The organism is Gymnodinialimonas sp. 57CJ19 (assembly GCF_038396845.1).
Classification (GTDB): Bacteria; Pseudomonadota; Alphaproteobacteria; order Rhodobacterales; family Rhodobacteraceae; genus Gymnodinialimonas.
In genome coordinates, this window is record NZ_CP151587.1 from 1,539,953 (window position 1) to 1,565,114 (window position 25,162).

The window sequence follows — 25,162 nt, forward strand, 5'->3', positions numbered from 1 at the left end:
ATATATTGGTCCCCTATGGCCTCTAGCACTGAATACCCTCTGTTCCGCGAGGCTCTGGGGCGACATCTTGGGTCGTTGCAGGGCCTCTCGGGCGTTCAGGCGTTCCTTCGGGAAGGCGACGGCTTGTGGCAAGAGGCGGCGCGGTTCGGCAAGATCGACGAAGCGCGGATGATGCCGACCCTTGATGCCTACACCCCCGATGGCGGCGGCGCGGTCGAGGCCGTGGCCGGCGTCACGAACGGGTGGGCGGCTCACTACATGGTGGGCGGCGCAGGGCTGGACCTCGTCTTGATGCTACGCCTTGATGGAGTGGCCCCTGCGGATCTTCAGACACAGTTAACCTTGGTGGAAACGCGGGTGGGCTGGCTTCTGGTCGCCGCGCTCAGCGATTGCAGCGCCCAGATCGGCGCGATTGCCGTTGGCACCGAGGTGGGTAGCCAGATTCTGTTGGATGCCTCGCGCGCGCGGAATCGTCGGCAACTGACCGACCAATGGGTCGCCCGTCTGGAAAAGGCGCTGACCCCAGATTTGATTGCCGTCACTTGGCTGAAGGGCGACAAACCCAAGCTGCACGCCCTGTCCGGCGGCGGCGTCGTGGACCGCAACAGCGAAGCCCGCAGCCAGATCGAGGCGATCGCCGATCATGCCGTACGGGCCCGGTCACCGCAGATCGTGGACGTGGTGGACGCCGCCGGTGAAGATAGCACCCTTCCCGCGGTCGCCGATGACCAACTGCCCGACCCAAAGGACCAGATCCTTCTGGAAGACACGATGGCGCGTATTCGTGTCTTGGGGGGCAGCCGTGGTCTTTCCCTGCCGGTCTATGGCGGCGATGATCCAAAGGCAGTTGTGGTGTGCATCTGGGCCGATGGCTCCTCAGCAGGGGAGGTGCATCCCGAGTCTGCCGATCTCTTGGCGCAGGTCCTCAGCACCTCTCTCACGATCCAGAACCGCGCGTTTCCTTCCATCTGGCGCCGTTTGGGCAACTGGAGTTGGGCGATCGTCCGCGGCATCTTTGGTCCTACGGTCTGGCGTCTGAAGCTGTTCGCGCTGTTCGCCATCTGCGCCATCATCGGGCTGGCCCTGTGGCCGTCGCAGTTTCAGCCAACGTTTTCCGCCCGGATCGAGGCGCAGGAACGCCGCGTTGTCTCGGCCCCTTATGATGGGTTCTTGGCGCAAGCCCCCTTTCAATTGGGCGACGCGATTGCACCGGGCGAAGTAATCGTGGCGCTCGAAGATAATGAGCTGGTGTTGCAGGTCGCGGAGGCACAGTCGGAACTGACCGAAATCGCCAGCGAAATGCAGGCCGCCCGCGCGCAGCGCGATAGCGCGGGCGTTCAAAGCCTGGAAGCGCAGAGCCGCCAAATTCAGGTCCGCCTTGATTTGCTGGAACGGCAGTTGGATCTGGCCCGGTTCGAGGCAGAGACCGCGGCAGTCGTGGTCGGCGGCGATGCGTGGCGGCGCGTCGGTGGTCGTGTCCGCCTGGGGGAGCCGTTGCTGGAACTGGCTGCCCCCGATGGTTTCCGCGTGCTGGTTTTCATCGACGAGGAATGGGTCGCGGACCTTGCGCCCCCGGTGGCGGGCACCTTGTTGCTGACCGCCCATCCCGGTGCGCCCATTGACGTAACCTTAAGCAGTATCACCTCGGACCCGCAGGTACGCGACGGGGTGAACACGTTTTCGGCGTGGATGGATATCGAGGCCGAGCCCGATGTTGTCTTGCTCGACGGTATGCGTGGTGTTGTGCGGGTTGAGGGGGGCGAAACCTCTATGCTTGGCGCTTATACGCGCGGCGCAGCGCGCTGGCTGCGGCGTACCATTTGGCGGTGGAGCTAAGCGCCTATGGGAACCCTCAGGCATCCCGATTGGCACCTTCTGTCCGACCAGTGTTTTCGCCGCCGGGCGGCAGTTGAAACCAGCCATCAAATGTTTCGGGGCGATGCGTTTATCGTTTTGTCTGACACGGTGACAGGGCAACACCTGCGCCTGACGGAACGTGCCCAGGAGCTGTGGCAAATGTTCGATGGGCGCAGCACCCTTGGGGATATCTGGGCCGTCCTGATGCGCCGTCCCGCCATCGCACCGACCCAGGGGGAATTGGTGGATTGGGTCATGCAATTGGTCGGTTCAGGCCTGTTGCTGTCGGATCACGATTTGGACCCGCAACACCTGAGCGACCGGACCGGAAAACGCCGGACCGCAGCGGTAGAGCAGCGGTTTATCAGCCCCCTGGCCGTGAAGGTGAAGCTGTTTGACCCAAGCGCCTTGGTCCGGGTCACTTACCCGTTTGTGTCGCTTCTGTTCACGCCCCTTGGGGGGCTGACGATTGCGGCGCTGGTGGTGACGGCCGTCGTCATGGCGATGATGAATGCGGAGGCTTTGCTGCAAACAACGGATCAATCGTTGATTTCGCAGGGAGGGCTTTTGTCACTGGCGCTGGCCTATCCGATCATGAAGGGGCTGCATGAATTGGCCCATTGCTACGCGCTCAAGCGCTTCGGCGGAGAGGTGCGGGAATTCGGCGTCATGCTGCTGGTCATGTTCCCGGTCCCCTATGTAGAGGCGTCGGCCGCCAGCACCTTGCCGTCCAAATATGCCCGCATGATCGTCGGGGCGGCGGGTATCGTGGCAGAGGTTCTGATTGCCTCCCTCGCCATGATTATCTGGCTTCAGATTGAACCGGGGCTGGAACGGGCGCTTCTGTTCAACTTCGTGCTGATCGGCTCGATCTCGACCATCGTGTTCAACGGCAATCCGCTGCTGAAGTTTGACGCCTATTTCGTGCTGGCCGATTGGTTGGAGATGCCAAACCTCGCCCAAAGATCGGGCGAGTATCTGCAAGATCGGTTCCTGTCACGGATCATCGGCCTGCGGCAAGAGGTGGAGCCGCGCCCCGGAGAGGCGCGGATTTTGGCGATCTACGGCGTCGCGTCCTTGGGCTACCGGTTGCTTCTGACCATGACCATCGCTTTGATCGTGTCGTCATGGTTCTATATTTTCGGGATATTACTGGCCGGATGGGCCATCGTCATGGGGGTGGTCTGGCCTCTGTTCAAAGTTGTCAAAAAGGGTGTTCGCATGGCGCGGGTTCAAAACCGGACACGGCGGGCCAGCGTGCGGTTGGCGCTGTTTATGATCGTATCAATTGGCTTGCTTGCCTTTGTCCCTCTGCCGTTTTTCGCCCGTGGGGAGGGGCGCATCGTCCCGCTTCCCGGTGCCGAGGTTTCTGCGGCAACGGCGGGGCTCTTGTCCGAAAGCGAAGCGGACGAAGGGGCCGTGGTCACCCGTGGCGCGACGCTGGTTGAATTGTCCAACCCGGTGCAATCGGCCCGCCGTGAGGCTTTGGCGATGAACGTGGCCTTCCTTGAGGACGCATTGGAGCGGAGCGGCCTTGGCGTGGCCGAGCGCCAACGATTTGAGCGCGAGCTGGAAGTCGCCCGCGCCAGCTTGGCCAACGCGCAGGCCTTGGAAGATGCGCTGGCGGTCCGCTCGCCGCTGGATGGGCGCTTGAGCTGGACCGCGGGACAAGCGCCAACGCCGGGCACGTTCGTGTTTAGGGGCGACAGGTTGGGCTATGTCATTAGCCCCGATGCGCTTCAGATCGTGGCCGCGATCCCGGCGGCATACTCGGGCCGTGCCGATGGCGCTGCGACGGTCGAGTTTCGCCTGCCCGACGAGCAGAGCTTCACCGTGCCTTTCGCCCGCGAACGGGTGGTGGATGTCGGGCAGCAAGTGCCGCCAGAGCTGCTCAGCTCTGTGGGTGGGCCGGTGCCTGAACAACCCGGAAATCCGGGCATGGCGCTAGATTCCCGGTGGATCATCTGGGCCGCTCCAGATCGGGACCTCTCGCAATGGGCGGGGGCTCATGTGGAGGCAAGGGTTGATCTTGGCCGCGCCAGCGCCTTGGCGCAGGCGCAATTCCACCTGCGTCGGCTATTCCTGCGGGTCACGAGATTCTAGGGGCCGTTGGCATGGCGCAGGGCGCGACATTGAAGGCATTCGCCCGTTCCCGGCAGCGCCCGGTGCGCCGCGAAGTGGCCCCTCTGTCGCGGATGCGGTTGTTCTGGGATGAATGGATCGCATGGCGGTTGGCCACGCGGTCTGACCGCATCGGGGCCATGCAAAAGGCCATTGCCAACCAGCGGAGCCGTTACGAGGGATTGGAAGCGGACGCATTACGTGCGCTTTTCGCCAAGCCGCTGAGGGCCGAGGATCTGATGGAACCCACCCAAGGCGCGGAACGCTTCTGCGCGGTGCTGGAGGTATTTCGCCGGGAAACGGGCTTGCGGCTGCGCGACAACCAGATCGAGTGCGCGTTGCGCCTTCTGTCGGGCACATGCGTGGAATTGCGAACCGGCGAAGGCAAAACCTTGGCGGCGGGCATGGCGGCGATCACGGCGGCAAGCGTCGGCGTGTCGGTCCATGTTGTGACGGTGAATGACTATCTGGCGCAACGCGACCACGAATTGATCGCCCCGATGGCGCGTTTTGTTGGCGTAAGCTTGGCCGTGATGCAGCAGGACGACAAGGATGATGACCGGCGCGTGGGCTACGATCACGACATCGTCTACGGCACCAACAAGATCGTGGTGTTTGATCACCTGCGCGACAAGCGAGAGCAACGCACCTTGGGCGATAGTCATCGGCCCCGGCAAACCGGGCAGGCGCTTGCGATCATTGATGAGGCGGACTCGGTCCTGATTGATGACGCCACTGTGCCGATGATCCTGTCCGAGCCTGCGGACCCACCGCCGCCCGTGGACATATACCTTTTCCGTCAGCTTGTGGCGTTCGCGGACGCATTGACAGAGGGTGCGGAACGTGTCCGTGACAGGCGCGGCAGCTGGCGGTTGACCACGCGGGGCCTCGCCCTGTTGCAACGCGCTGCCTCGGGCTGGCGTCATCCGCTGGCACGGACCTCGGACATTATCGAACTGGCCGAGACGGCGCTGATGGCGCGGTATGGGTTCCTGGAGGGGGTCGCCTATATCGTGCAAGACGATGAGATCGTGATGATCGACCAGGCCACGGGGCGGCTGATGCCGGATCGGAAGTGGGACTACGGCTTGCAGCAAATGGTCGAACTGGTCGCGGGCGTGCCGCCCAGTAATGAGACCCGCACCGTCGGGCAGATCACGCAACAGACCTATTTTCGCCAGTACCGCATTCTGTCCGGACTGACCGGAACCGCCAAGGAATGCCGAGGAGAGTTCTGGGCCATCTACGGTCTGGCGGTCTGGCCCGTCGCCCCCCACGCTAAAAGCCAGTTGCAGGGGAGCCGTCTGAAAGTGTTCCGCACCGAGGCCAGAAAGTGGGAGGCCGTCGCCCGCCGCGCCATAGAGGTGGCAAAGACTCGCGCCGTGCTGATCGGCCTGAATGACGTGGCCGAAAGCGCCGCGTTGCAAGCGACCTTCGCCCGGATGCAACGTGAAGTTGCCGTTCTTGATGCGCTGTCAGAGGCGCAGGAGGCAGAGCTGGTGGCCCGCGCTGGCATACAGGGCACGATCACGATCGCCACCCACCTGGCGGGGCGTGGGACCGACATTTCCCTGTCGGAGGACGTGAAAGCGGCGGGCGGGCTGCATGTGATCATCGGGTCTGTCATGCCCTCGGGGCGGTTGGAGCGGCAGCTTTATGGGCGCGCCGGGCGGCAGGGTGATCCGGGCAGCTATGACACGATGGTCAGCCTTCAGGATCGCGGATTGATCGAGGGGGCCTTCTCCCTCGCGCGGCGCGGTGCGACGTGGATGCTGCGTCTGGGCGCGTTTCCCGCCCGAAGCCTGTCGCAGATTCAAGCGGATCGGGACCGCAGATCGCGGAGTATGCGGCGGCAGACACTTCTGCGCGAACAAGATATGATTAAACGGTTGGGCTATCGCTGAAACAGGAGGCGTCGGATGACACGGATGGGAATGAAGGTGGCTGTTGCCATGGTGGGTTTGCTGCTGGCCGGGCCGTCGGCGGCGCAAATGGCCGCGCCTTTGACGTGCCTGTTGGTACCCGCACGCACCAGTGACATCGGCTCGGACCGCAGCGGCATCGTCATCGCGGTAGAGGTCACGCGCGGCGATTTCGTGGAAGCGGGCGACCCCTTGGTGCATTTCGATACCCGCTTGGCCGAGGCGGATTTGCAAGTGGCCCAGATCACCATCGACGGTCTGCAAGAACGCCTTGGCCGCAGCGAAGGCCTGCTGAACCGCAACCTGATTTCCCGCGATGAGATCGAAGCCCTGCGCACCGATCTGGCCCTTGCAAGCGCCGAACAAGCGCGCGCACAGATCGAGGTGGACCGTGGTACCATCCGCGCTCCTTTCGCCGGATATGTCGCCGAAGTGGCTATCGCCGTGGGCGAATTGATAGGGCCTGAGCCCCTGTTGCGGATCATCGAGGTGAGCGAGCTGGAAGCCGAACTGGTGTTCCTTGCCGGCGCATTTGGAGAGTTTTCCATCGGTCAGGACATCGCCCTGTCGGTGGAACTGACCCAAGCCAATGTGGCCGCCTCGGTCACGGCGATTGACCCTTTCATCGACCCCACTTCCAACACCTTCACCGTCAGGGCCGGGATCGACAATTCGGACCTTGCGATCCCTGCGGGCAGTAGCTGCGCCGTGGCGAACTGACCGAGCGCGTTAATCGGCTTGGGCGAGCGCGGCCAAGACATCTGACGGGCTACTTTCCAGATAGATCGTCAGAAACGGACCCTTCTGGGTGTCGGTCCCGCCCGCCAAATGCACCAGATCGTTCTGGGCAAGAGCCTCTACAATCGCTTGGCCGCCCTCACGTGCTGCCAAGGGGGCGGCCCAGTCGGCAAGCTTAGCACGGTCCATTTGCGCCCGCCGCACGGTCGTCAACCAAGAGCTCCGCTCTGCCCCCAAAGTCCGGGTGCAAATCGCCGTTTCAGCGTCCAGATCGGCGAAGGCCACGTCCGCCTGTGCGCTGTCCAGTCCAAAGGCTTCGAAGGTCTGCGCCATGAACGGCCAGAAATCCGCTTTCGGCGCGACCGGTCGGCAGTAGTAATCGTCGGTACGCACCTTGCCTGAGGGCAGCAGTTTGAAGCCCTTGTAGAGGGGGAAGGGCTGAAGGTTCCCGGCATCGACTCGGGCGGCCAGAACCTCCCAATATTGGGTGTATACCCGGACAGATGTCCGATCACACCGAAGCGCAAGTCCGATGGCATCGGCACCGGGCAGGGCGGACGACCATGCGGACAGCAACGTTTTGGGTAGTCCCAGATCAACCGCGGCAGTGGCGATCATTTCTGCCGCCTGAACCGAGGTTTCAAAGAAGAACAGCACCCGCTCTTCGATGCCATTTTCGGTGATCGACCACGATTTTTCACAAGCATCGGCGTTGTGCGCGAGGTGACTTAGCTGGGCGTGTGTTTTGTCCATGCCACACGATGGAGCATGTGGCGGGTTGTTAAAAGTCACAGTCGGGATTTTTTGCGGGGTTTTCATAATGGAAGTCTTGGAGAATTCGAACATTTTCCCTAGCGTAAACTGAAGGATATGTGTCGGGGGACAGCATGCATTTTATCAAATTCACTATCGTTGCGCTTTTGTGCGCGTATGGGGGGCTGGCGAACGCGCAGACCGCGTCCGATGGCGACGTCGCGCCCGCTGCCGCAGAAGAGGCGTTCAACCCGAACCCGATTGCTAACCTGTCGGCGCGTATTGGCTACAACACCGATTCCGGATTTGTTGGCGGGCTCGGCTATGCGACAGAACGGTTCCTGGGACAGGATGCCGATTTCAGCATGCGGATCGAGGCGCAAGAAGGCGCGACTCGCTTCAACGTCGCCTATAGCAACGATACGGTTTTTGGTGACTCACCGCGGTTCGGCCTGACGCTGTCCCATTCTGAAACCACGGCGGGCGATGTCTATGGCTTCGAATCCGCCGCGACCCGGTTGCAACCTCGACTGACCTGGGACCTGTCCGAGCGTCAGCGCCTGTCGGCCTATGTCTCTTTGTCTCGCAACGAAGTGGGAACCGTTGATCCCACCAACTCCATCCTGATTCGCAACGACGAGGGGCAGCAGCAGCGCGTCTCATTAGGGGCGACCTATCAGGCGGCGTTGCCCATTGAAGGCGATGGCCCCCTGCGCCGGGCGCGGTTCAGCTTTGGACTGGAAACAGGCCACACCAGCCGCGACCACAGCTTCACGATTGTCACCGCCCGCGCGACGCTGGTTCACGCGTTCTCGGATGGCAATATCGTCGTCGGAAGCTCGGTTCGGCTGGGGCACATGGCCACGATGGAGGGCACATCCAACATCGGCGATCGCTTTGTGTTGGGCAGCAGTTCTTTGCGGGGGTTTGCGTTCGGGGGTTTTGGCCCGCGCGACCTTGCCGTTGCCAACACGCCAGCTTTGGGCGGCACATCTTACGGCATCGGTCGCTTTGACGCGCGCTTCCCCAATGCTTTCGGGGACGATTCGACCCTGACACCGGGCGTTTTCCTGGACGTCGGTAGCCTTTGGGGCTTGGACGATATCAACGGCGGCGTGGCTGGGGCGAATCCGGTGGATGACGCTGCCTATCTGCGCAGTTCCGTCGGCGTGTCGTTACGCATCGACTCGGGGATCGGGCCGTTCAACCTGTTTCTAGCAATGCCGCTGGAAGAGCGTGACTACGACCAAACCCAAGAATTCGGCATCTCCTTCAGCCAGAGCTTCTAAGGGACGCTCTGGCCCCCGCCTCCTTGAGAGATCAAGCACCGCGCCAACAGACTGCCTGGGCGCCCTCAAGGGGCGTGTAACTGCGCAACTCTGGCGAGATCAGCGCTGCGCGTAACAGCTGGGCTTAACACGCACGTGGGCCGCGTCCCGCGGAACTGTCTTGCGTACAAGTAAGGAAAAGTGGCTGGGGTGGTAGGTTGGGAAGTATGTACTCTTTTATGTTCCCTGTTTTAATCTATATTGCTGATAAACAATAGATATTGTCCTTTTGAGTTGTGCCATCAGCCTATACCATTTTGGAATGACAAGTAGCACTCAGTATCTCAAGAAGCGCGACCAATCCTGTTACTTCGTTCGCGCGGATCCCAAGGATCTCTAACGCGCGTTGGGTAAGACACAAATCGTAGAAGCGCTGGGTACACGAGACTCAACCGAAGCGCAGAGGCTTCGTTGGGAGCGAATGGAATATTCGGATTGGCACTTCGCTCAGCTACGAGGTGTTATTCGTCCGGACGAAACCAAGACGCCTCGTGAAGTATATCTCGCAACCCTGGACGACCTGCGCAGATCCAAGGCTACAGCATCCTCTCTTTCGCGTCAGGAGTCAGTAGAAGCAAGGGAATTTACTGAAATAGAAATCCGGTAACAGATACTTCTTGAGCGAGCGATAGCTGAGCATGGCCTAGACGACAGGGTGATCAGCCCCACCTAAATGATCCAGTTTGATTGTTAGTGCATGATCGGCCTGGGTTCCATCGGGACGATAGTTTCCGGGGCCGGTGGGCGGTAGCCCAGAGCACTGTGGGGCCGTCTTGGGTCCTGCATTGGTCGAACAGGATTTGTGCTTCGCGCAGGCTGTAAAAGATCTCTCCATTAAGCAGCACGTCTCTAAAGCGCGCGTTGAAGCTTTCGCTGTATCCGTTCTCCCAAGCACTGACCGTAAGGCATCGCAGAGCGATGTCCCGAGAGGGGTGATCCCGGCTCGATGTAGGCGGTCTTTGTGCCGACCGCCGCAATCCAATCCCTGACAGCCTGAGCAATGAACTCTGGGCCGTTGTCTGATCGGATGGCCGGCTCTCATTCCAGCATATTGCCTACGCCAGCGGTAAAACGTCTGTTCCGTTATCTGCACCTGCCTGATCGCATCGACCCGCGGCAACCCTTGGCGCACACCTCAAGATTATCGACCTGAATCTCGATACGACGACCCCGACCGGGAAGCTGATGCTGAACCTCTTAGGCAGTGTTGCAGAGTTCGAGCGGGAGATCATGCTGGGACGCCAGCGGGAAGGAATCTGGACCTGTCGCGGTTTGATGCCGCTCCTTTGACAGCATTTACTGCAACAAAGGAGACTGACTATGGGACTGAAACGGACGGACGAATTCCGCCAGGATGCGGTGCGTATCGCGCTAACCAGTGGGCTTACGCGTAAGCAAGTGGCCGACGATCTGGGCGTTGGCATGTCGACGCTGAACAAATGGATCACTGCGCACCGAGACACGGAGTTAGTGTCGAACGAAGATTTAGACCTCGCCAAAGAGAATGATCGGCTTCGACGCGAGATACGGCTCCTGAAGGAGGAGAGGGAGATCTTAAAAAAGGCCACCCAGTTCTTCGCGGGTCTAAAGCAATAAGATTTAGATTCATCGAAGAACACAGGTGCAGCTTCCCAGCCAGTCGGTTGTGTGATGTCGTTGGCGTCAGCACGCGTGGGTTACGGGCGTATCGCAGTCGTCCAGCCAGTCGCAGGCAGCGGTCTGATCTTGTGACGCTGGCGCATATCAAAGAACAATCGCGCCTCAGCCTGGGCAGTTATGGCCGTCCACGAATGACCGAAGAGTTGAAAGAGATCGGTTTGAACGTGGGCCACCGTCGTGTTGGCAGGTTGATGCGCCAGAACGGCATATCCGTTGTTAGAACACGCAAATACAAGGTCACCACAGACAGCAATCATAAGTTCAATATCGCGCCAAACCTACTAGATCGTGACTTCAACGCTGATGCGCCCAACCAAAAATGGGCAGGTGACATCAGCTATGTCTGGACGCGTGAGGGCTGGTTGTATCTGGCCGTGATCTTGGACTTACATTCTCGGCGTGTGATCGGTTGGGCCGTGAGCAACCGCATGAAACGCGACCTTGCGATCAGAGCTTTGAAGATGGCCATCGCGTTCCGACAACCGCCCAAAGGGTGCATCCATCACACGGATCGCGGGTCGCAATATTGTTCTCATGATTCTCAGAAGATCCTGCGCTAGGACGGGTTCAAGGTATCGATGTCTGGGAAAGGCAATTGCTATGATAATGCTGCCGTCGAGACGTTCTTCAAAACAATCAAGGCTGAACTGATCTGGCGGCATCCTTGGAAGACACGGCGGAAGGCCGAGATGGCCATCTTCGAGTACATCAATGGCTTCTACAATCCGCGCCGCCGCCACTCAGCATTGGGCTGGAAAAGCCCTGTCGCCTTCGAACGCAAGGTGGCTTAAACGAGCACTTGGGGCGGCACAAAAGCGCGACAGGTCCAAAGCGGGCTCTGGGCACGAGGAAGCCGATGGTGGTGCCAGATGGTGCGAACCAGCGCTGGTCGCTCGACTTCGTCTCTGACGCGCTGACGGACGGTCGCAGATTTCGTATCCGACCGTGGTGGATGACCACACGCGGGAGAACCTGGTACTGGTCGCCGATACATCGCTATCGGGCCTACGGGTCACGAGGGAGTTGGATCGACTGATTGCAGAGAGAGGCGCACCTAACAGCATCGTCCCGGACAATGGCACCGAGTTCATCAGCATGGCCGTGCTCAAGTGGGTGCAGGAAACCGGCATCAACTGGGACTACATTGCGACAGGGAAACCGACCCAGAACGCTTTCATCGAGAGCTTTAACGGCAAGTTGCGTGATGAATGCTTGAAGGAGACGCTTTCCAGCTCACTGGCCGAGGCTCGCGAGACGCTGGAAGCACGGCAAGAGGACTACAACAGCGACAGACCACGCTCGGCGCTCGGAAATCTGACGCCAAAGGAATTTGCAGAGAGAACGAACAAGAACAAACTAACCGCGTAAGGCCATCAACCCAATCCCAAGGACTCTCCGCGAGGCGGAGGAAGCTTGGGGCTCAGGTCAAAAAATTTGCATTAACTATCACTGGCTCACATATTCCAACTTCTTACGCCGTACTCAAAATACAGATCCGCAGCGGATCATCCTAAAGAGAAACTTCATAGCGGTTGTAGAGAACACACCGTGCGCCGAACATTTCCTTTTGCTGAGCCAGGCCAGAATTCAGTTTCGCACCGCCTTCAGTTGTGGAAATGCCAAAATCAAACCAGTCCCGATTTGCGAAAGTTTCCCCTATCAGCGATAATAAGATCAGATCCAGGCCACTAAACATTCTTTTATCGGGATGGTTCGCCATGTATTGAACGTGCACCGTACGGCCACAATCAAACACCACGACGCCAGCCAACAATTCATCTTTTTGGTAAGCGCCGAAAAGTCGAATGTTCTCGGGAAATCTTTCGGCGAGCAACCGGATCTCCGTGAGTGAATGGGTTGGTTGTACTTCGTGGCGGCTGGACAAAACTATCTCTAGAACACCCCAAAACGCAGTCCAATCTCGGCTTTCCCTGACAGTAATACCGGCAGCAGCTGCCCGCTTTGCTCCTTGACGCCGTGATTGGGACGCAGTCAACGGGCGTTTCAATGCGATAGCGGCAGAAGCATCACATTGAACTAGAGTTCCACCGGCTTGAACTAACGCGTAAATATCCTCTTCCGTCGGGGCGTTGTGATAGAAATGGGGTGCCGGTTTGTACACGAGCCGCAAGATCCCCATCCTCGACAGGTCTGTGAGGATCGCATCCACGACGTCACACATTAAAGCAGTGCCCATCGACCGGCCGACAATTATTCCGCCGTAGGTAAGTCCGCCATGGGAAAAGAGCGTATCGTTATCTAAATTTGCGGGCATAATGGCCAACAGCTTGCCGTCGCGTTCCACCATCAGTGAGGCATCATTGAACCGGTCCGAATGGTACTCCATAAAGCCGCGGTTATGCAAAAATGTACCGTTGCGCGACTTTGCGACAAAGTCATTCCACCGCTTTGAATCTTCGGGCGCATACGTCCGGATCTTAAGTCCTCTCACGCTACTCATCTAATACGGCGACTCCTACGCCGGTCCGACCCATTCCATTGCCATTGTAAAAGATGAAGCTCAATCCTGACCAAGTGTCGATGCGGGCCGGGTAACAAGTCATGTCAGAATCCCAACTACCTATCGGACCACGCGGCAACTCATCGATCTGAGTACGGACGAAATGGATTCCATCTTCCGAGCGAGCTAGATTGCTTGAATAACGCCGCTCCCATGTGTCAGAGGTTACGCGAAGTTCATAAGTTCCGTCGTGCAAGCGATGGGCCCTTGGGCGGCCAATTCGGTATTCACTGCCGGTAACGTCAAGGATCTTCACGCTCTGCCGCATGTCAAAGATCACTCCATCTCTACTAGTGACCGTCCAGCAATTGTACTGTGGGTAGGCAGTACCATCAATCATTTGCCATTGTTGGCCGCATGAAATCCACGCCCGATATCCCTGCGAAGATCTCTCGATACTGTGAAGTGCATTGATAAATGGGGCTTGAGGGGCGCGGTCTAGAATTGGTGTAGGTTGAAGCCTCTCAAATGATTCAAAACGGCTATGCGACTCGGCAACCCCGGTGAAAGCCAAAAATTTGGCTTTCTCAACCAGTTGGAAGCCGACGTAATACATGCGTAATTTATTGTCGGAAACGCGGATTACGTCACCGAGTATTACCCCGTTGTCATCAAACATCCCTGGAGCGCCAACATCGAGGGCCGGCGACTGGCAGACTCGCAAAACGTTCTTAGGATCGGCACTATCAACGTCAATCCACCCAATTCGCGAAACTCCGCTGCCGTCACGCATACCGCCATACAGGCGGATCACTTCACTAGACATTTGAACAGGAACCGGAGTCATGAAGCTATGTTGGGCCCAGCTCTGCGTGCCGTCAGGGCAATAAATCTTACCTAGCTTTGTCCAGCCCATATTTCAATCTTTCAATCTAAAAAAGCGATAGGTGCTAACTCGCGATACTTCGGCCGGATTTCCCGTTATCATCGCGCCAGGTTGATCAATGGATTTCGAAATAACACTCCCGAGGCCGATTAGGCTGTCCTTAGGGACGCATACGTGGTCAGCAATCGTCGAGTTGACACCTAGGAAGCAACGTTCACCAATGTTGCAATAGCCCGAAATGACGACTTGAGAGGAAAGGAAACAACACGCTCCGATCCTCGACTGATGTCCAACGTGATTTCCACTCCACAGAATGCAACCATCCGCGATGTCAACACCGTGCTGCACCACATTGTTTTCAAAGATGAATACATTCTCGCCAACTCTGGCGGTCCGCCAGACGAACGCGTGCGGGCTTATGAAGCTTGTCAGTTTGTACCCCTTGCTTCGCGCTACTTGCATTAAGCGCTCACGCAAGCGATTGTGCTGTGTATTGGTGATTGCAACGAACGCATGCACACTCTCTGTAGGAAACGTCGTCTCTACAGTTTCCAACGCCACAACCGGCAAGTCACGGTGTGTGGCATCCGTAATATGAGCTTCCTCCACAGCGAATCCCACTACAGTATAATCGGAGTCTACAGAAAAGTATTCGTAGGCTATGTCGGCAAACTCTCCGGCGCCGATAATTATTAGGTCCTTCATTGGTTCTACCTCTTAATTTTTCTTAACGACGCTTTAATTAACAACCTGTGAACTAGTTTCGGCTCTAGCGCACCATGTAGCATTTCGCGAACGGCATGCGACCACAGCACGCGCCAAGACAATCCTTCGAGATTGAACAATAACTTTTTTGCGAACCGAGGCCGATGCTCTGGAGCAATCTCAGACACATAGAATTGTATTTTGGTGTGTAGGGCGCGCAGATGGTTCCGATGTAGATTACCGCTGTGCTTGCGATAGAGAAAGGATATGTCTTCATCTACGCGGTGGGTCAGTCCCTCGGCTACCATTGTACGGAATAAACGCAGTGCCATCGCGGTATCATCGGCAGCCAAAGTTTCGTTGTAGCCTCCCACATCCCGATAAACGTCTCGCCGGACGATAGCTGCCTGCAAAAACAGCTGAAACGGTTGTCGTTCGAGAAACTCATCCAGGATTTGTGTGCTGGGCAATCTTGTAAGTGCATCCATGACGTCAGATGGCTGCCGCAACTCGTCTTGAAGATTCCCATTGGCGTTTAATACTTGGCCTTGGCACAAACTTAGTGCCAATTCAGGATCATCTTCAAAGTGCGCTATTCGAGCAGATGCATCCCACCCTTCCGGAAAAGCGTCATCGCCAGCAAACAGCATCAGGAGGTCGCCTGATGCAAGTTTCGCCAAGGTGTTGAGGTTGCGCGGTATGTGACCAGTGTTTTCCTGCCAGACATAGGTGACACTATCTCCATGCTGCCGCTGTAGCCTCTTGCCGACGTCAGGCGTGCCATCGGTGGAGCCATCATCCAAGATCAGTACCTCAATTCGGTGGTGAGGGGCTAACTTGGCAGATAAGGCAGAGGTCACACAGGAATCTAGATACGCTTCATGGAAGTAGGTGGGCACCAGAATGGATAAAGTAGTCATTCGCCTAGTCGTCCATTTTTAAACGGCACGTAATAGCTGCCTGATTGCGTCTACGACACGGTGAGCGTCGTCGAGCGGCATATGAGGACCGATCGGCAGGCTGAGCACCTGTTTCGCCGCCCCCGCCGCCACCGGAAAGTCCTGTCCACTCAGATTTAGGTCCGAGTAGCATGCTTGATCAAATGGAGCGATTGGGTAATGGATCTGGGTCTGGATGCCGGCGTCGGCAAGCCCCGCTTGGATCGCATCGCGATGATCGGTGCGCACCACAAATAAATGCCAAACTGGGTCCGCCTCATCGCGCACGCTCGGCAAGATTAATTCAGAATCGCGAAGGCCACTCAAGTATATCCGAGCAATCTCAGATCGATGCGCGTTCCATGTATCCAGTTTGCCTAGTTTCACTGAAAGAATAGCAGCTTGAATTGGATCGAGCCGTGAATTCAGACCGATTTCGAGGTTTTCGTACTTCCGGACTGAGCCGTAGTTACCGAGGCGACGAATACGCGCGGCAAAAGCCGGGTCATTCGTTGTGATACCTCCTCCGTCGCCTAGTGCCCCAAGGTTCTTGGCTGGGTAGAAACTCCAACAGGCGGCATCACTCTGAGCACCAACTCTTCGACCACCCCATCGCGCGCCATGTGCTTGCGCTGCATCTTCGATGACACGCAAGTCATGCTTCCGTGCGAACGCTAAGATCGGGGCAAGATCTACGGGATTGCCATACAAATGAACGGGAATGATAGCCTTAGTTGCCGGTGAGAGTTTTTCTTCTAATCCCTCTGCCGTCATGTTTAGCGTGTCGAAATTTACGTCAACTGGTACCGGACGGGCACCGACGCGGCTTACCGCTAACCACGTTGCTACAAAGGTATGTGCTGGCACTATAACTTCATCGCCCGGGCCAATATCCATCGCCATAAGAACCAAGATCAGTGCATCTAGACCGGTCGCGCACCCAATGGCGACATCGGAGCCGATGTACGCGGCATAGTCTCTCTCGAACCGGTCGATCTCCGGGCCTAGAATGTACCAACCGCTAGCGGTTACACGGGCAATGGCTGCATCGATTTCGGGTCGCAGTTCGTCATAGGTCTGCGCAAGGTCCAGAAAACTAATCATTGTTTGCCGCGCACTACGGTGCGGGGATCAAGACCCCGAGCCACGATGTAATCTTCGTAGTCGCGGTAGTAATCGTCTTCATCATAACGCTCGGATGCAAGTACCGCACAGACCGACCCTGAGGAGAAGTTATCAATCTCGCGCCAGATCATCGGGGTCAGATACAGTCCGTAATGTGATCTTGCTAGATGGTAGCGACGCGTTTGTTGACCATCATTTAGGACTACATCAAACGAACCTGACATAGCGATCAATACTTGGTGTAGGCCTTTGTGAGCATGTCCACCGCGCTCGGACCCTCCGGGTACATCGTACAAATAGTAAAATCGCTTGATGTCAAAGGGAATGTGATTTTGTCCCTCGATGAACGTTAAGTTTCCACGAGCGTCGGATATTTTGGGAAAATCTTCTATTTTACAGTCGTTTATGCTATACATCACGAGTACCTTTTCCCTGTCCTGAGCAGATAGTCGATTTAAAGTAAGACGGGCACGTGTGGATGAGACCATGCTGCACGATCAACTCCCGACTACAGCTTCTCTCAGGCACTTTCAATCGCCGTGCGCTTGTAGGCAACAATCGCGATAGGTCGAGAATAGTTGCACCGAGAGATAGGAGCGGTCATCTCCAACACAATGCACAAGGTCGGCAAAGGGTCCTAGGCAATTAGTTCCGGAACCTCGCACTTGTGTTCGCCTGGAGCCGGGAACCGATCTGTCTTACAACAGCGCAGAACGTCGAGGATGTCTAGAAGCCTAATGCCTCCTCGACATCAACCGCGTCACGCTATGCTTCTCCCTGATCATGCCGATGACCAACCCGTCCCTTTTGGGGCACTATGGAACGGTTTTTTGCCCTCCCCAATGTCAACTCGCGAAGCAAGGTGATCCCGACACACAAACCCGTACCAGCGCCCTGTACCGTTTAGCGGCACAGGCTAACAGTAAACTATAGATCTTGTATGGAAAGATTGGAGTGGCTGGGGTGGTAGGATTCGAACCTACGGTACACGCTACCAAAAAGCGTTGCCTTACCGCTTGGCTACACCCCAACTACGCCGCTGGAGATACGACGCGGAGGCATCGGGATCAAGTCCCCGATTGCGTTTTTTTGCTCCGAACTCCCGCTATTCTTGCGGAGCTTCCTGGCGGAGGAGGTCATCATCGGGCAGGGCCTCGCGTTCGGCCTCGATTATCTGTTCCAATGCGACGCCTTCTTCGGTTCCCACGTTCTGCACTTCGACCTGTGCCGCGGCGGGCTTGGCGGGGGCCGGTGTTGCATCGGTTTTGGCAGGCTGTTCGGCCCTAAGGAGGCGGTATGTGGGCTCGGGCAGGGCAATACCTGAGGCCTCCAGGCGGGCTTTGACCACACGAATGGCCTCTCCCTTGGCCATGCCGATGCCGGTTTCGTGCTGCTTGATCCAGCCCGCCGCCGTGATGTCGATGGTCGAGGCCCCAAGCCCCTCCACCCAGACGCCGGGGCCGGGGGTTTCCAGCAGAAAGGGCAATTCTTTCAGGGCAGCCAGGATAATCCGCTGAGCCTCGGCGATATCAGCGGCGGGATCGACCCCCACGAGGAAGGTAAAGCGGCGCTCGTCGTTGCGGGTATAGTTGATGATGCGGGATTTGAAGACCGTCGCGTTGGGGATGCGAATGTGGTTGCCATCAAGGCTTAGCAGGATCGTGGCGCGGCTGGTCAGGCGGATGACGTGGCCAAGATCGCCTTCGATCTCCACCAGATCCTTGGGGCGAAACGGTTGGCGGATCGACAGCATGATGGAGGAGATGAAGTTTTCCACCGTGTCGCGCACGGCGAAGCCGATGGCGAGGCCGACGATACCCGCCGCCCCCAGGATCGTTCCCAGAAGCGCCGTCGCGTTCAGCAAATCGAGCGCCAGCACAATGCCAAGCACGATGAAGGCCAAGCGCACGATCTGGCGGTAGATGTCAGCGATAAAGGCATTGGGGGCGATTCGGTCCCATGGCCAAGATCGCTTGGCCAGCCAGAACCCGAACAGCCACATCAAGACGCCCGCCGCCAGCGCCACTAGGATCAGCGGAGAGAAGGCGATCGCCTGTGCCACGCGTTCCTGCATGCGGTGCAGGGCGGGGTTCAGACGCTCCACCACATCGGTGCTTTCGGCGACGGTGTTCTCTATCGCCACCACGCCTTCGACACGGGCGACCAGCTCGTTCAGGGCGGCGATGCGGGTGGCGTCCACCACCGTGCCGCGCAGGGTGACGATCCCGTTGGAAACCGTAGCGCGCACATCATCGTAGCCCTCAAGCTGGCCGAGAATATCCATGATCCGGTCGCGGGTGGCGAAATCCTGGGCCCGGTCGCTTTCCACGGCAATCGTGCCGTCGGGTTGGCTGCCTTCCGTCTGCGCCAGAACCGGCCCGCACAGGGCCACTGCGAGGAGCGCAGCGAGGAGGGGTTTGAGCAGCCCCCGCATCACAGGCGTACCGGGTTCGCTTTAGCGACAGCGTCCAGCGCCATCAGCGTGTTGATGACCCCCGCCATATCATCCAGCCGGATCATGTTGGGCCCATCAGACGGCGCGGTGTCGGGGTCTTCGTGAGTTTCAAGGAACACCCCGCCGATGCCCAAGGCCACGGCGGCACGCGCCAGCACGGGGGCAAACTCTCGCTGTCCGCCCGATGATCCGCCAAGCCCACCGGGCTGCGCCACGGCGTGGGTCGCGTCCATGATGACCGGGTAGCCGGTTTTCGCCATCTCGGGCAGGGACCGCATGTCGGCCACCAGCGCGTTATAGCCAAAGGAAACGCCCCGCTCGGTCAGCATCAGGCGCTCATTTCCCGTGCTGGCGACCTTCTCGGCCACGTTCTGCATGTCCCAAGGGGCGAGGAACTGCCCCTTCTTGATGTTGATCGCGGCACCGGTTTTGCCTGCGGCCAGCAGAAGGTCCGTCTGGCGGCACAAGAAGGCGGGGATTTGCAGGATATCGACGGCTTCGGCCACCGGAGCGCATTGCTCGGGCGTGTGAATGTCGGTCAGCACGGGGCAGCCGAATTCGTCGCGAATAGTGGACAGGATGCGCAATCCCTCGTCCATCCCAAGCCCGCGCTTGCCGGAAAGGGAGGTCCGGTTCGCCTTGTCATAGCTGCCCTTGAACACGAACTGCGCGCCCGCATCGGCGCAGACCTGCGCCATATGCCCGGCGATCATCCGCGCGTGGTCCATGCTTTCCAACTGGCAAGGGCCAGCGATTACCAGCAAAGGTGCCGCGTTCGAGACGCTAAGCGATCCGATCTCTACCGTTTTCATCTATCGGTCCCCCGGGGCCATTGGCCCCGAGGTGGTGCGGATCAGGAGCTTACCTGTTCACGCAGGATCGAGGCGGTCATTGATATCAGAAGGTAGATGCCAGAAAAGACGACAAGTGCAAGCAGGGTCTTTTCAAATGCCTTGGGATAGGCGGCTTCGTCGGGGGCAATCGGGAAGACACCCATGGAAATATAGAGCGACTGGCGGTTCGCTTCGGTGCGGGCCGATTCCATCGCTTGCAGCGCTTCTGTCAGCATCAATTGACGGGTTTCCAGATCGGCTTGGGCAATCACCAGTTCCGATTGGATGCGCGCAAGGGAGACCTCGCCCGCGGTTTCATTGGTCAGAGAGGCACGCAGTTGCGCGATCAGGGTTTCATAGCGGGCGATATTGGCCTCCGCCACTTGCACGCGGGTCGCATTGGGGCGTGCGGCGGCGTTAATCTCGGCCAAGCGCAGACGTTCCTCTGTCAGCTGCATTTCATAGACGCCGATCTGGTTAAACACTTGGTTTACCTCGGCTTCTGCCGACAAAACGCCCCGTTGTTCCTGCAGTTCCAACACGCGCATCTGCGCTTGCAGGGACCGTTCTTCGGCCTCTTGGAAACCTTCGCGGGCCCCGGCCATCTGGTCTTCGCGCAGGCGCGATGACATTTGGTCCACCCGCTCTTCGGCGTAACCGATCAGCGCTTCTGAAAACGCTTGCGAGGTTTGGGCATCGGCTGCGCGGACTTCCATGCGGATCAGGCCCTCTGTCGGGTCATAACCGATCGTCAGGTTGCGCAGGTAGGTGCTATACATCTGCTCGTCCGAGGCATCGGGGGCCAAGCGCACGAGCGGGTCGATATCATCGCCCGAGAAGTGATCGCGAAAGCCCAATTCCTCATCCAGCCGCAGCATCGCTTCGCGGCTTTCCAGATAGCTCTGAACGGTGATTGATTCTTGGACCGTCGCAAAGCTGGAGCCCCCCAACAGCCCGCCAAGCCCGCTGCCGCCAGACGAGGCTTCGGCCTTCTGGATCACGAATTCCGTGTTGGTGGCGTAGAGCGGCGTGGCAACGGCGTAGTAATAATAGCTGACTAGCATCGTGGGCAGGAACACAAACAGCGCCAGCCGGGTAGCGAGTTGGATCAACTTGCGGCGACGGCGATTGGCGATGTCGCGCTGCACGCCCATGATCTCGGCCGCGCGGGATTCGGCGGTATGGGCGACGCCTGCGGGTGGGGCTGCACCAACTTGGGTTGCGGGTACTTGGGCTGTTGCGGCCCGCACCGGTAGCGTGTTGCCGCTGGCGGCGGCACCGGCGGGCGCGGTGGTATTCTGGTTTTCGTTGATGACCAGTTCCAGCATGTTGGATTGCCCAAACGGATCAATCCCGCGTTTGCGCAGCTGGCGCACGGCGTCAAAGTCGGACGAGGGGCTAAGCCCGTGTTTCTGGGCGGAACGCCGCGCCATGCGCAGCTGTCGCCCTGTCAAACCCTCGGACCGGATAGCGGCCAGTTCGGCCTCTTCGGATTGGGGGCTGGCCGCCGCGGGCGCCGCGCCTTGCGCTCGGTCTGCGGCCGCTGAACCCGGCAGGGCCATGTCGCCGAAACCGTCTTCTGTGTGGCTAGGCAGGCTTGTGTCTTCCACCGTAGGCTGTGGCGCCGCGCGGGGTGTGCGCGCTGCCGCGACACTGGCGGCTGCCGCCGCCGCCGCCGCGCTTGCGGTTGTTCCTGTGGCTGTCGCGCGCGCGTCCGCGGCCTCAGCCGCCCGCGCCTCACCGCCCGGTGCGTCGCCATCTGTGCGACGAATGCGGAACTTCCTAGCTTTGGGTTTCGTAGTCATAAAGCTGCTTGGCCTCTTCCAGCGTGTCGAACTGATATAGTTTGCCATCCCGTAGAACGGCCGCGCGACGCGCAAATTTTTCTAGCGTTGTGGCCTGGTGCGACACGATAATCACGGTCGCGTTCTTCAGCCGTTCTGCAAGGATCCCACCGGCGCGCCGATTGAACTCGGCGTCTGTGGAGTTCGGCATCCCTTCGTCAATCAGATAGATATCAAATTCCAACGCCAAAAGGAGAGAGAAGTTGAACCGGCCCCGCATTCCCGATGAATAGGTGCCCACGGGCATATCGAAATATTCTTCGATCCCGCAAACCCAACGGCAAAATGCCTCCACGTAGTCGGGGTCCAGCCCATAGAGCTGCGCGATGTAACGGGCATTTTCCATTGCGGATAGTCTGGTGATGATGCCGCCCATGAACCCCAGAGGAAACGAGATGCGGGCGTTGCGCGTGATCGTGCCCTCATCGGGTTTTTCCAGCCCGCACATCATGTTGATAAGTGTCGTTTTGCCGGTGCCGTTGGGGGCCAGAATGCCCATCGAGTAGCCGATATCCACACGAAAAGAGGCCCGGTCCAGGATCACCTTACGGCGCTCCCCGGTCCAAAAGGATTTCGAAACTCCTGAAAACTCCAACATCGTTTGCGTCGCCCAATATTGCCTGCCAGCGCATCTCGTCTTAGGCGCGAGATGTCACCATTCTGGAAACATACCACCCCATTGGGGCAGTATTATGTCTATTCCCTTACCAATCACAGGGAATTTTCGATGAATTGTCGCAACTCGGCGGACTATTGCAAGCCTTCCCGGAGGTCAAAGCGCACGCTTCTGGACCCGTGTGAGCTTGCCCATGACCAGGGAAATGGCCGCTGCCCCGAATGAAAGTAACGCCCCCATCTTCGCTGCATCCTGAATCGGGCCTGCCTCAAACGCCACGGAGGCCACGAAAAGCGACACGGTGAAACCAATGGCCGCCACGCATCCGATCACCACAAGGTCGATCATCCGCATGCCCTTGGGCAGCCCCAGACCAAGGGGTTTCGCGGCCAACCAGCCGAACAGGAAAATTCCCACCGGCTTGCCGATCAACAGCCCCGCCAGCACCAGCCAGGTGGGTTCTCCGATCGCCGAGAACGCCACGCCTGCGTTCATCAGGCCAAAAAGGCCAAGAATGATTTCGACGGGGTATTTCAGCGCCTGTTGCATGGTGTTCAAAAGATCGTGCAGATGCACCTCGGCGGCGGAAAATATGCCAAAAGCGCGGTCTGCGTGGGGGACTGTCAGAACAACGGGCAACAACCCAAGAGCCGGGTGCAAACCCGCTTGCATGAACCCGTACCAGCTGGCGCAGCCCGCCAGGAGGTAGGGCCAGAACGACAATTTCTTGCGCGCCCAAGTGGAGCGGCGGCGCACCTGGTCGCCTCGGTCCAGGTAGCGCGGCAGCCAGTTCGCCAGCACATAAACGCTGATCGCCGCCCCAAACGACAGCAAAAGCCACACCGGGGCCAAGTCGCCCGAGGGGTAGAAAATTGCCAGAATCAGCAGGCCTGCCGCGTCATCGGCTATCGCCAACAGAAGCAGGAAACGCACCGCAGGGTGGCCCGCGCCAAAGACCATGCGACCGATCAGGTAGGAAAAGGCAATGTCCGTCGCCGTGGGTATGGCCCATCCGTTGGCCACTGCGTCAAAGGTGGTGGAGCCCAAGACGTAAGCGATGCCGAGATAGACAGAGATCGGCCCAATCATGCCTCCGAGGGTTGCAACCAGGGGCGTGGCCGCCTTCTTGCCGCGCAGGGCGCCGTTTTCAAGCACCACGGCCTCCCACACCTCTTTTGCGGCGATGGCGAAAAACAGCGCCATAAGCACGTCGTTTACAAGGTAATGCAGGGTCAACTCTCGGGTGATGTGGCCTTGGCCGTCATCGTGCAGATGGCCGATCGGGGCATCGGCCCAGATCACGTATTCGGTAAACCCGTGGTAGCTGGCGATGTCGATATTCGCCCAAACCAACGCAATGATCGCGCCCGTGATCAGAAGCAGCGAATAGCCGTTGATGAAGTCCCAAACCCGATACATTTCTGCCCCCACTGGTCGCTCCACGGGTGATTAACCAATGGGGGGGTATGCGTCCATCCTCTTAAGCGACAAGGCTCCAACCGATCCCGGCGATCACGGCGCCGGTCAGGGCAAGGCCGATATAGGCCACAAAGACGCGCGGTTTCACCAGCGCCCAGACAGCGACGGCGGCGGGGATGCAGCTGACACCACCCGCAACCATGAAGGCCATGCCTGCGCCGGGGCTCATGCCTTGCTCCATCAGACCGCCGACCAGCGGCACCGCGGCGTAGCCGTTGAGGTAGGCGGGCGCTCCCACCAAGGCCCCCAGAAAGATTGGCGTCAGGCCGTCGCCGCCGATGACCCGAGCGATCAGGTCCGCGGGCACGTAAGAGATCAGAAGCGATTGCAGCAGGTAGGCAAACATCAACCATTTGCCCAGGAACAGAAAGTTGTCCCAAGTCGTGCGCCCAAAGGTGCTGCGTCGGTCAGACTCTTGCCAGAACTTCCAGTTCAGGGTCATTTTCTTGGCGCTACAGCAGCCCATAGCGGCGGGTTGTTGGCGTAAAGGGTCAGCGAAGATGGCGCTGTTTGCCAGCAGTTTCACCGTCAATCCGCCCATGATCCCAAGACCTACAGCGGCAATGGTCTTGGCCACGGCGAAGTCAAAGCCGATGCCGCCCGCAGTGATCGAGAACATCGCTGGGTCCATGAGCGGCGAAGCAAGCCAGAAGGCCATGACCGCCGAAAGCGGTGCGCCCGCCGCCAGAAGCGCGGCGACGAAGGGGATGACTTGGCATGAGCAGAACGGCGAGAGCCCGCCAACGATTGCCCCCATCAGGATCATCCGGGTCTCGCGGCCCTGAAAGGCGCCGTCCAACAGACGCTCGGACCCGGTGGCCTTCATGTAGCCGATGGCCAGTACCGCGAAGAGGATGAAGGGCAGGGTGCCCCAGAAATGCTCTAGCGTTTCCTCGATCGTTGGCACCACGGCGGGGCGGTCAAAAAGCGCAAGGACGAGCAGGATGAGAACGCCGGTCAGCGCTACACGGTCCACCCGGCCCCAGAGCGTGGGCAACAGCCGGGGGGTAAGGGATTGATCAGCCATGATTATGTCCGTTTTCTGAAAGGTCCCAAGCCACGTCCGCGCAGCATTCCGCCACGAGAAACGCCGAGAGGGCGTTGATTGCTGTATGATCGATGCTCGACAAGATACGCCGACCGTCCTTGCGTTGGGCCACGAGCCCCGCAGAGACGAGTTGTTTCAGGTGGTGGGTCAGGACAGAGCCGGTGACACCCACGTCGTTGCCCAAATCGCCCATGGTCAGCCCTTCCGGGCCGGCGCGCACCAAACGGCGCACGATGGCGAGGCGTTGCTCGGACCCAAGGGCGGCAAAGGCCGTGGCGGCAAGGGTGATTTCGGGTAGGGGCGGTGCTGTTTGTTTCATGTTTCTATATTTATAGAAATAAGGAATTGTCGTCTACCCCCCTTTCGGTCCTGTGTCTGTTGGCTAGATTGGACC

Annotated in this window: 19 protein-coding genes, 1 tRNA gene and 4 pseudogenes; 8 read left to right on the forward strand and 16 right to left on the reverse strand. The window is 58.8% G+C overall.

Annotated features, from left to right (window positions below):
• Positions 1–15 precede the first annotated feature (15 nt).
• From AADW23_RS07560 to AADW23_RS07575, 4 genes are read left to right on the forward strand one after another with little or no spacing between them, the layout of a single operon-like run.
• Entirely contained in the window at positions 16–1,836 is a 1,821-nt protein-coding gene (locus AADW23_RS07560) for an HlyD family efflux transporter periplasmic adaptor subunit (RefSeq protein ID WP_341863901.1), read from the forward strand.
• A 6-nt stretch (positions 1,837–1,842) separates the two neighbouring features.
• Positions 1,843–3,960 (forward strand): HlyD family efflux transporter periplasmic adaptor subunit, encoded by a 2,118-nt coding sequence (locus AADW23_RS07565; protein ID WP_341863902.1) that lies wholly within the window; start codon positions 1,843–1,845, stop codon positions 3,958–3,960.
• A gap of 11 nt (positions 3,961–3,971) precedes the next feature.
• Positions 3,972–5,882: a DEAD/DEAH box helicase gene (locus AADW23_RS07570; protein ID WP_341863903.1), complete on the forward strand. Its 1,911-nt coding sequence runs from the start codon at positions 3,972–3,974 to the stop codon at positions 5,880–5,882.
• A gap of 15 nt (positions 5,883–5,897) precedes the next feature.
• Positions 5,898–6,620, forward strand: coding sequence for an efflux RND transporter periplasmic adaptor subunit (locus tag AADW23_RS07575; RefSeq protein WP_341863904.1), 723 nt, complete (start codon positions 5,898–5,900; stop codon positions 6,618–6,620).
• Between the two features lie 9 nt (positions 6,621–6,629).
• On the opposite strand, the gene AADW23_RS07580 is transcribed toward AADW23_RS07575, so the two are convergent.
• On the reverse strand, positions 6,630–7,391 hold the full coding sequence (locus tag AADW23_RS07580; protein WP_341863905.1) for a hypothetical protein: 762 nt from the start codon (positions 7,389–7,391) through the stop codon (positions 6,630–6,632).
• 134 nt (positions 7,392–7,525) lie between these two features.
• Here AADW23_RS07580 and AADW23_RS07585 point away from each other — a divergent pair, with 134 nt between their 5' ends.
• Positions 7,526–8,680: a BamA/TamA family outer membrane protein gene (locus AADW23_RS07585; RefSeq protein ID WP_341863906.1), complete on the forward strand. Its 1,155-nt coding sequence runs from the start codon at positions 7,526–7,528 to the stop codon at positions 8,678–8,680.
• 729 nt (positions 8,681–9,409) lie between these two features.
• Here AADW23_RS07585 and AADW23_RS07590 read toward each other — a convergent pair.
• A pseudogene (locus AADW23_RS07590) lies at positions 9,410–9,754 on the reverse strand (integrase core domain-containing protein); the annotation flags it as partial.
• Between the two features lie 90 nt (positions 9,755–9,844).
• Between AADW23_RS07590 and AADW23_RS07595 the strand changes: the two are divergent.
• From AADW23_RS07595 to AADW23_RS07605, 3 pseudogenes are all read left to right on the forward strand, one after another.
• Positions 9,845–9,976 (forward strand): annotated as a pseudogene (locus tag AADW23_RS07595) (recombinase family protein); the annotation flags it as partial.
• Between the two features lie 63 nt (positions 9,977–10,039).
• Positions 10,040–11,169, forward strand: a pseudogene (locus AADW23_RS07600) (IS3 family transposase).
• A 32-nt stretch (positions 11,170–11,201) separates the two neighbouring features.
• Positions 11,202–11,746 (forward strand): annotated as a pseudogene (locus AADW23_RS07605) (integrase core domain-containing protein); the annotation flags it as partial.
• A 142-nt stretch (positions 11,747–11,888) separates the two neighbouring features.
• Here AADW23_RS07605 and AADW23_RS07610 read toward each other — a convergent pair.
• From AADW23_RS07610 to AADW23_RS07675, 14 genes are all read right to left on the reverse strand, one after another.
• On the reverse strand, positions 11,889–12,839 hold the full coding sequence (locus tag AADW23_RS07610; RefSeq protein ID WP_341863907.1) for a GNAT family N-acetyltransferase: 951 nt from the start codon (positions 12,837–12,839) through the stop codon (positions 11,889–11,891).
• Positions 12,832–13,755, reverse strand: a complete 924-nt coding sequence (locus AADW23_RS07615; RefSeq protein WP_341863908.1) for a hypothetical protein — start codon at positions 13,753–13,755, stop codon at positions 12,832–12,834. Before AADW23_RS07615 ends, AADW23_RS07610 begins: the two co-directional genes overlap by 8 nt.
• Positions 13,756–13,758: 3 nt before the next feature.
• A complete protein-coding gene (locus tag AADW23_RS07620; protein WP_341863909.1) occupies positions 13,759–14,430 on the reverse strand; it encodes an acetyltransferase in 672 nt (223 codons plus the stop codon).
• A gap of 5 nt (positions 14,431–14,435) precedes the next feature.
• On the reverse strand, positions 14,436–15,350 hold the full coding sequence (locus tag AADW23_RS07625; RefSeq protein ID WP_341863910.1) for a glycosyltransferase family 2 protein: 915 nt from the start codon (positions 15,348–15,350) through the stop codon (positions 14,436–14,438).
• Between the two features lie 18 nt (positions 15,351–15,368).
• Complete coding sequence (locus tag AADW23_RS07630) at positions 15,369–16,472, reverse strand: DegT/DnrJ/EryC1/StrS family aminotransferase (RefSeq protein WP_341863911.1); 1,104 nt, start codon at positions 16,470–16,472, stop codon at positions 15,369–15,371.
• A complete protein-coding gene (locus AADW23_RS07635; RefSeq protein WP_341863912.1) occupies positions 16,469–16,909 on the reverse strand; it encodes an FdtA/QdtA family cupin domain-containing protein in 441 nt (146 codons plus the stop codon). The genes AADW23_RS07630 and AADW23_RS07635 overlap by 4 nt, the downstream gene beginning before the upstream one ends.
• A 539-nt stretch (positions 16,910–17,448) precedes the next feature.
• Positions 17,449–17,523, reverse strand: a tRNA-Gln gene (locus tag AADW23_RS07640).
• A gap of 75 nt (positions 17,524–17,598) precedes the next feature.
• Positions 17,599–18,927 (reverse strand): mechanosensitive ion channel family protein, encoded by a 1,329-nt coding sequence (locus AADW23_RS07645; protein ID WP_341863913.1) that lies wholly within the window; start codon positions 18,925–18,927, stop codon positions 17,599–17,601.
• The gene (gene kdsA / locus AADW23_RS07650) at positions 18,927–19,760 is read right to left on the reverse strand and encodes a 3-deoxy-8-phosphooctulonate synthase (protein ID WP_341863914.1); all 834 of its coding nucleotides are present in this window, start codon (positions 19,758–19,760) and stop codon (positions 18,927–18,929) included. The genes AADW23_RS07645 and kdsA overlap by 1 nt, the downstream gene beginning before the upstream one ends.
• Before the next feature lie 41 nt (positions 19,761–19,801).
• Positions 19,802–21,586 carry a capsule biosynthesis protein gene (locus AADW23_RS07655; protein ID WP_341863915.1) on the reverse strand — a complete coding sequence of 595 codons (1,785 nt, stop codon included), beginning with the start codon at positions 21,584–21,586 and terminating at the stop codon, positions 19,802–19,804.
• Positions 21,564–22,223: an ATP-binding cassette domain-containing protein gene (locus AADW23_RS07660; protein WP_341863916.1), complete on the reverse strand. Its 660-nt coding sequence runs from the start codon at positions 22,221–22,223 to the stop codon at positions 21,564–21,566. The genes AADW23_RS07655 and AADW23_RS07660 overlap by 23 nt, the downstream gene beginning before the upstream one ends.
• 174 nt (positions 22,224–22,397) lie before the next feature.
• Positions 22,398–23,660 carry a Na+/H+ antiporter NhaA gene (locus tag AADW23_RS07665; protein ID WP_341863917.1) on the reverse strand — a complete coding sequence of 421 codons (1,263 nt, stop codon included), beginning with the start codon at positions 23,658–23,660 and terminating at the stop codon, positions 22,398–22,400.
• A 61-nt stretch (positions 23,661–23,721) separates the two neighbouring features.
• Positions 23,722–24,747, reverse strand: coding sequence for a permease (locus AADW23_RS07670; RefSeq protein WP_341863918.1), 1,026 nt, complete (start codon positions 24,745–24,747; stop codon positions 23,722–23,724).
• A complete protein-coding gene (locus tag AADW23_RS07675; protein WP_341863919.1) occupies positions 24,740–25,087 on the reverse strand; it encodes a metalloregulator ArsR/SmtB family transcription factor in 348 nt (115 codons plus the stop codon). Before AADW23_RS07675 ends, AADW23_RS07670 begins: the two co-directional genes overlap by 8 nt.
• Between the last annotated feature and the right edge of the window lie 75 nt (positions 25,088–25,162).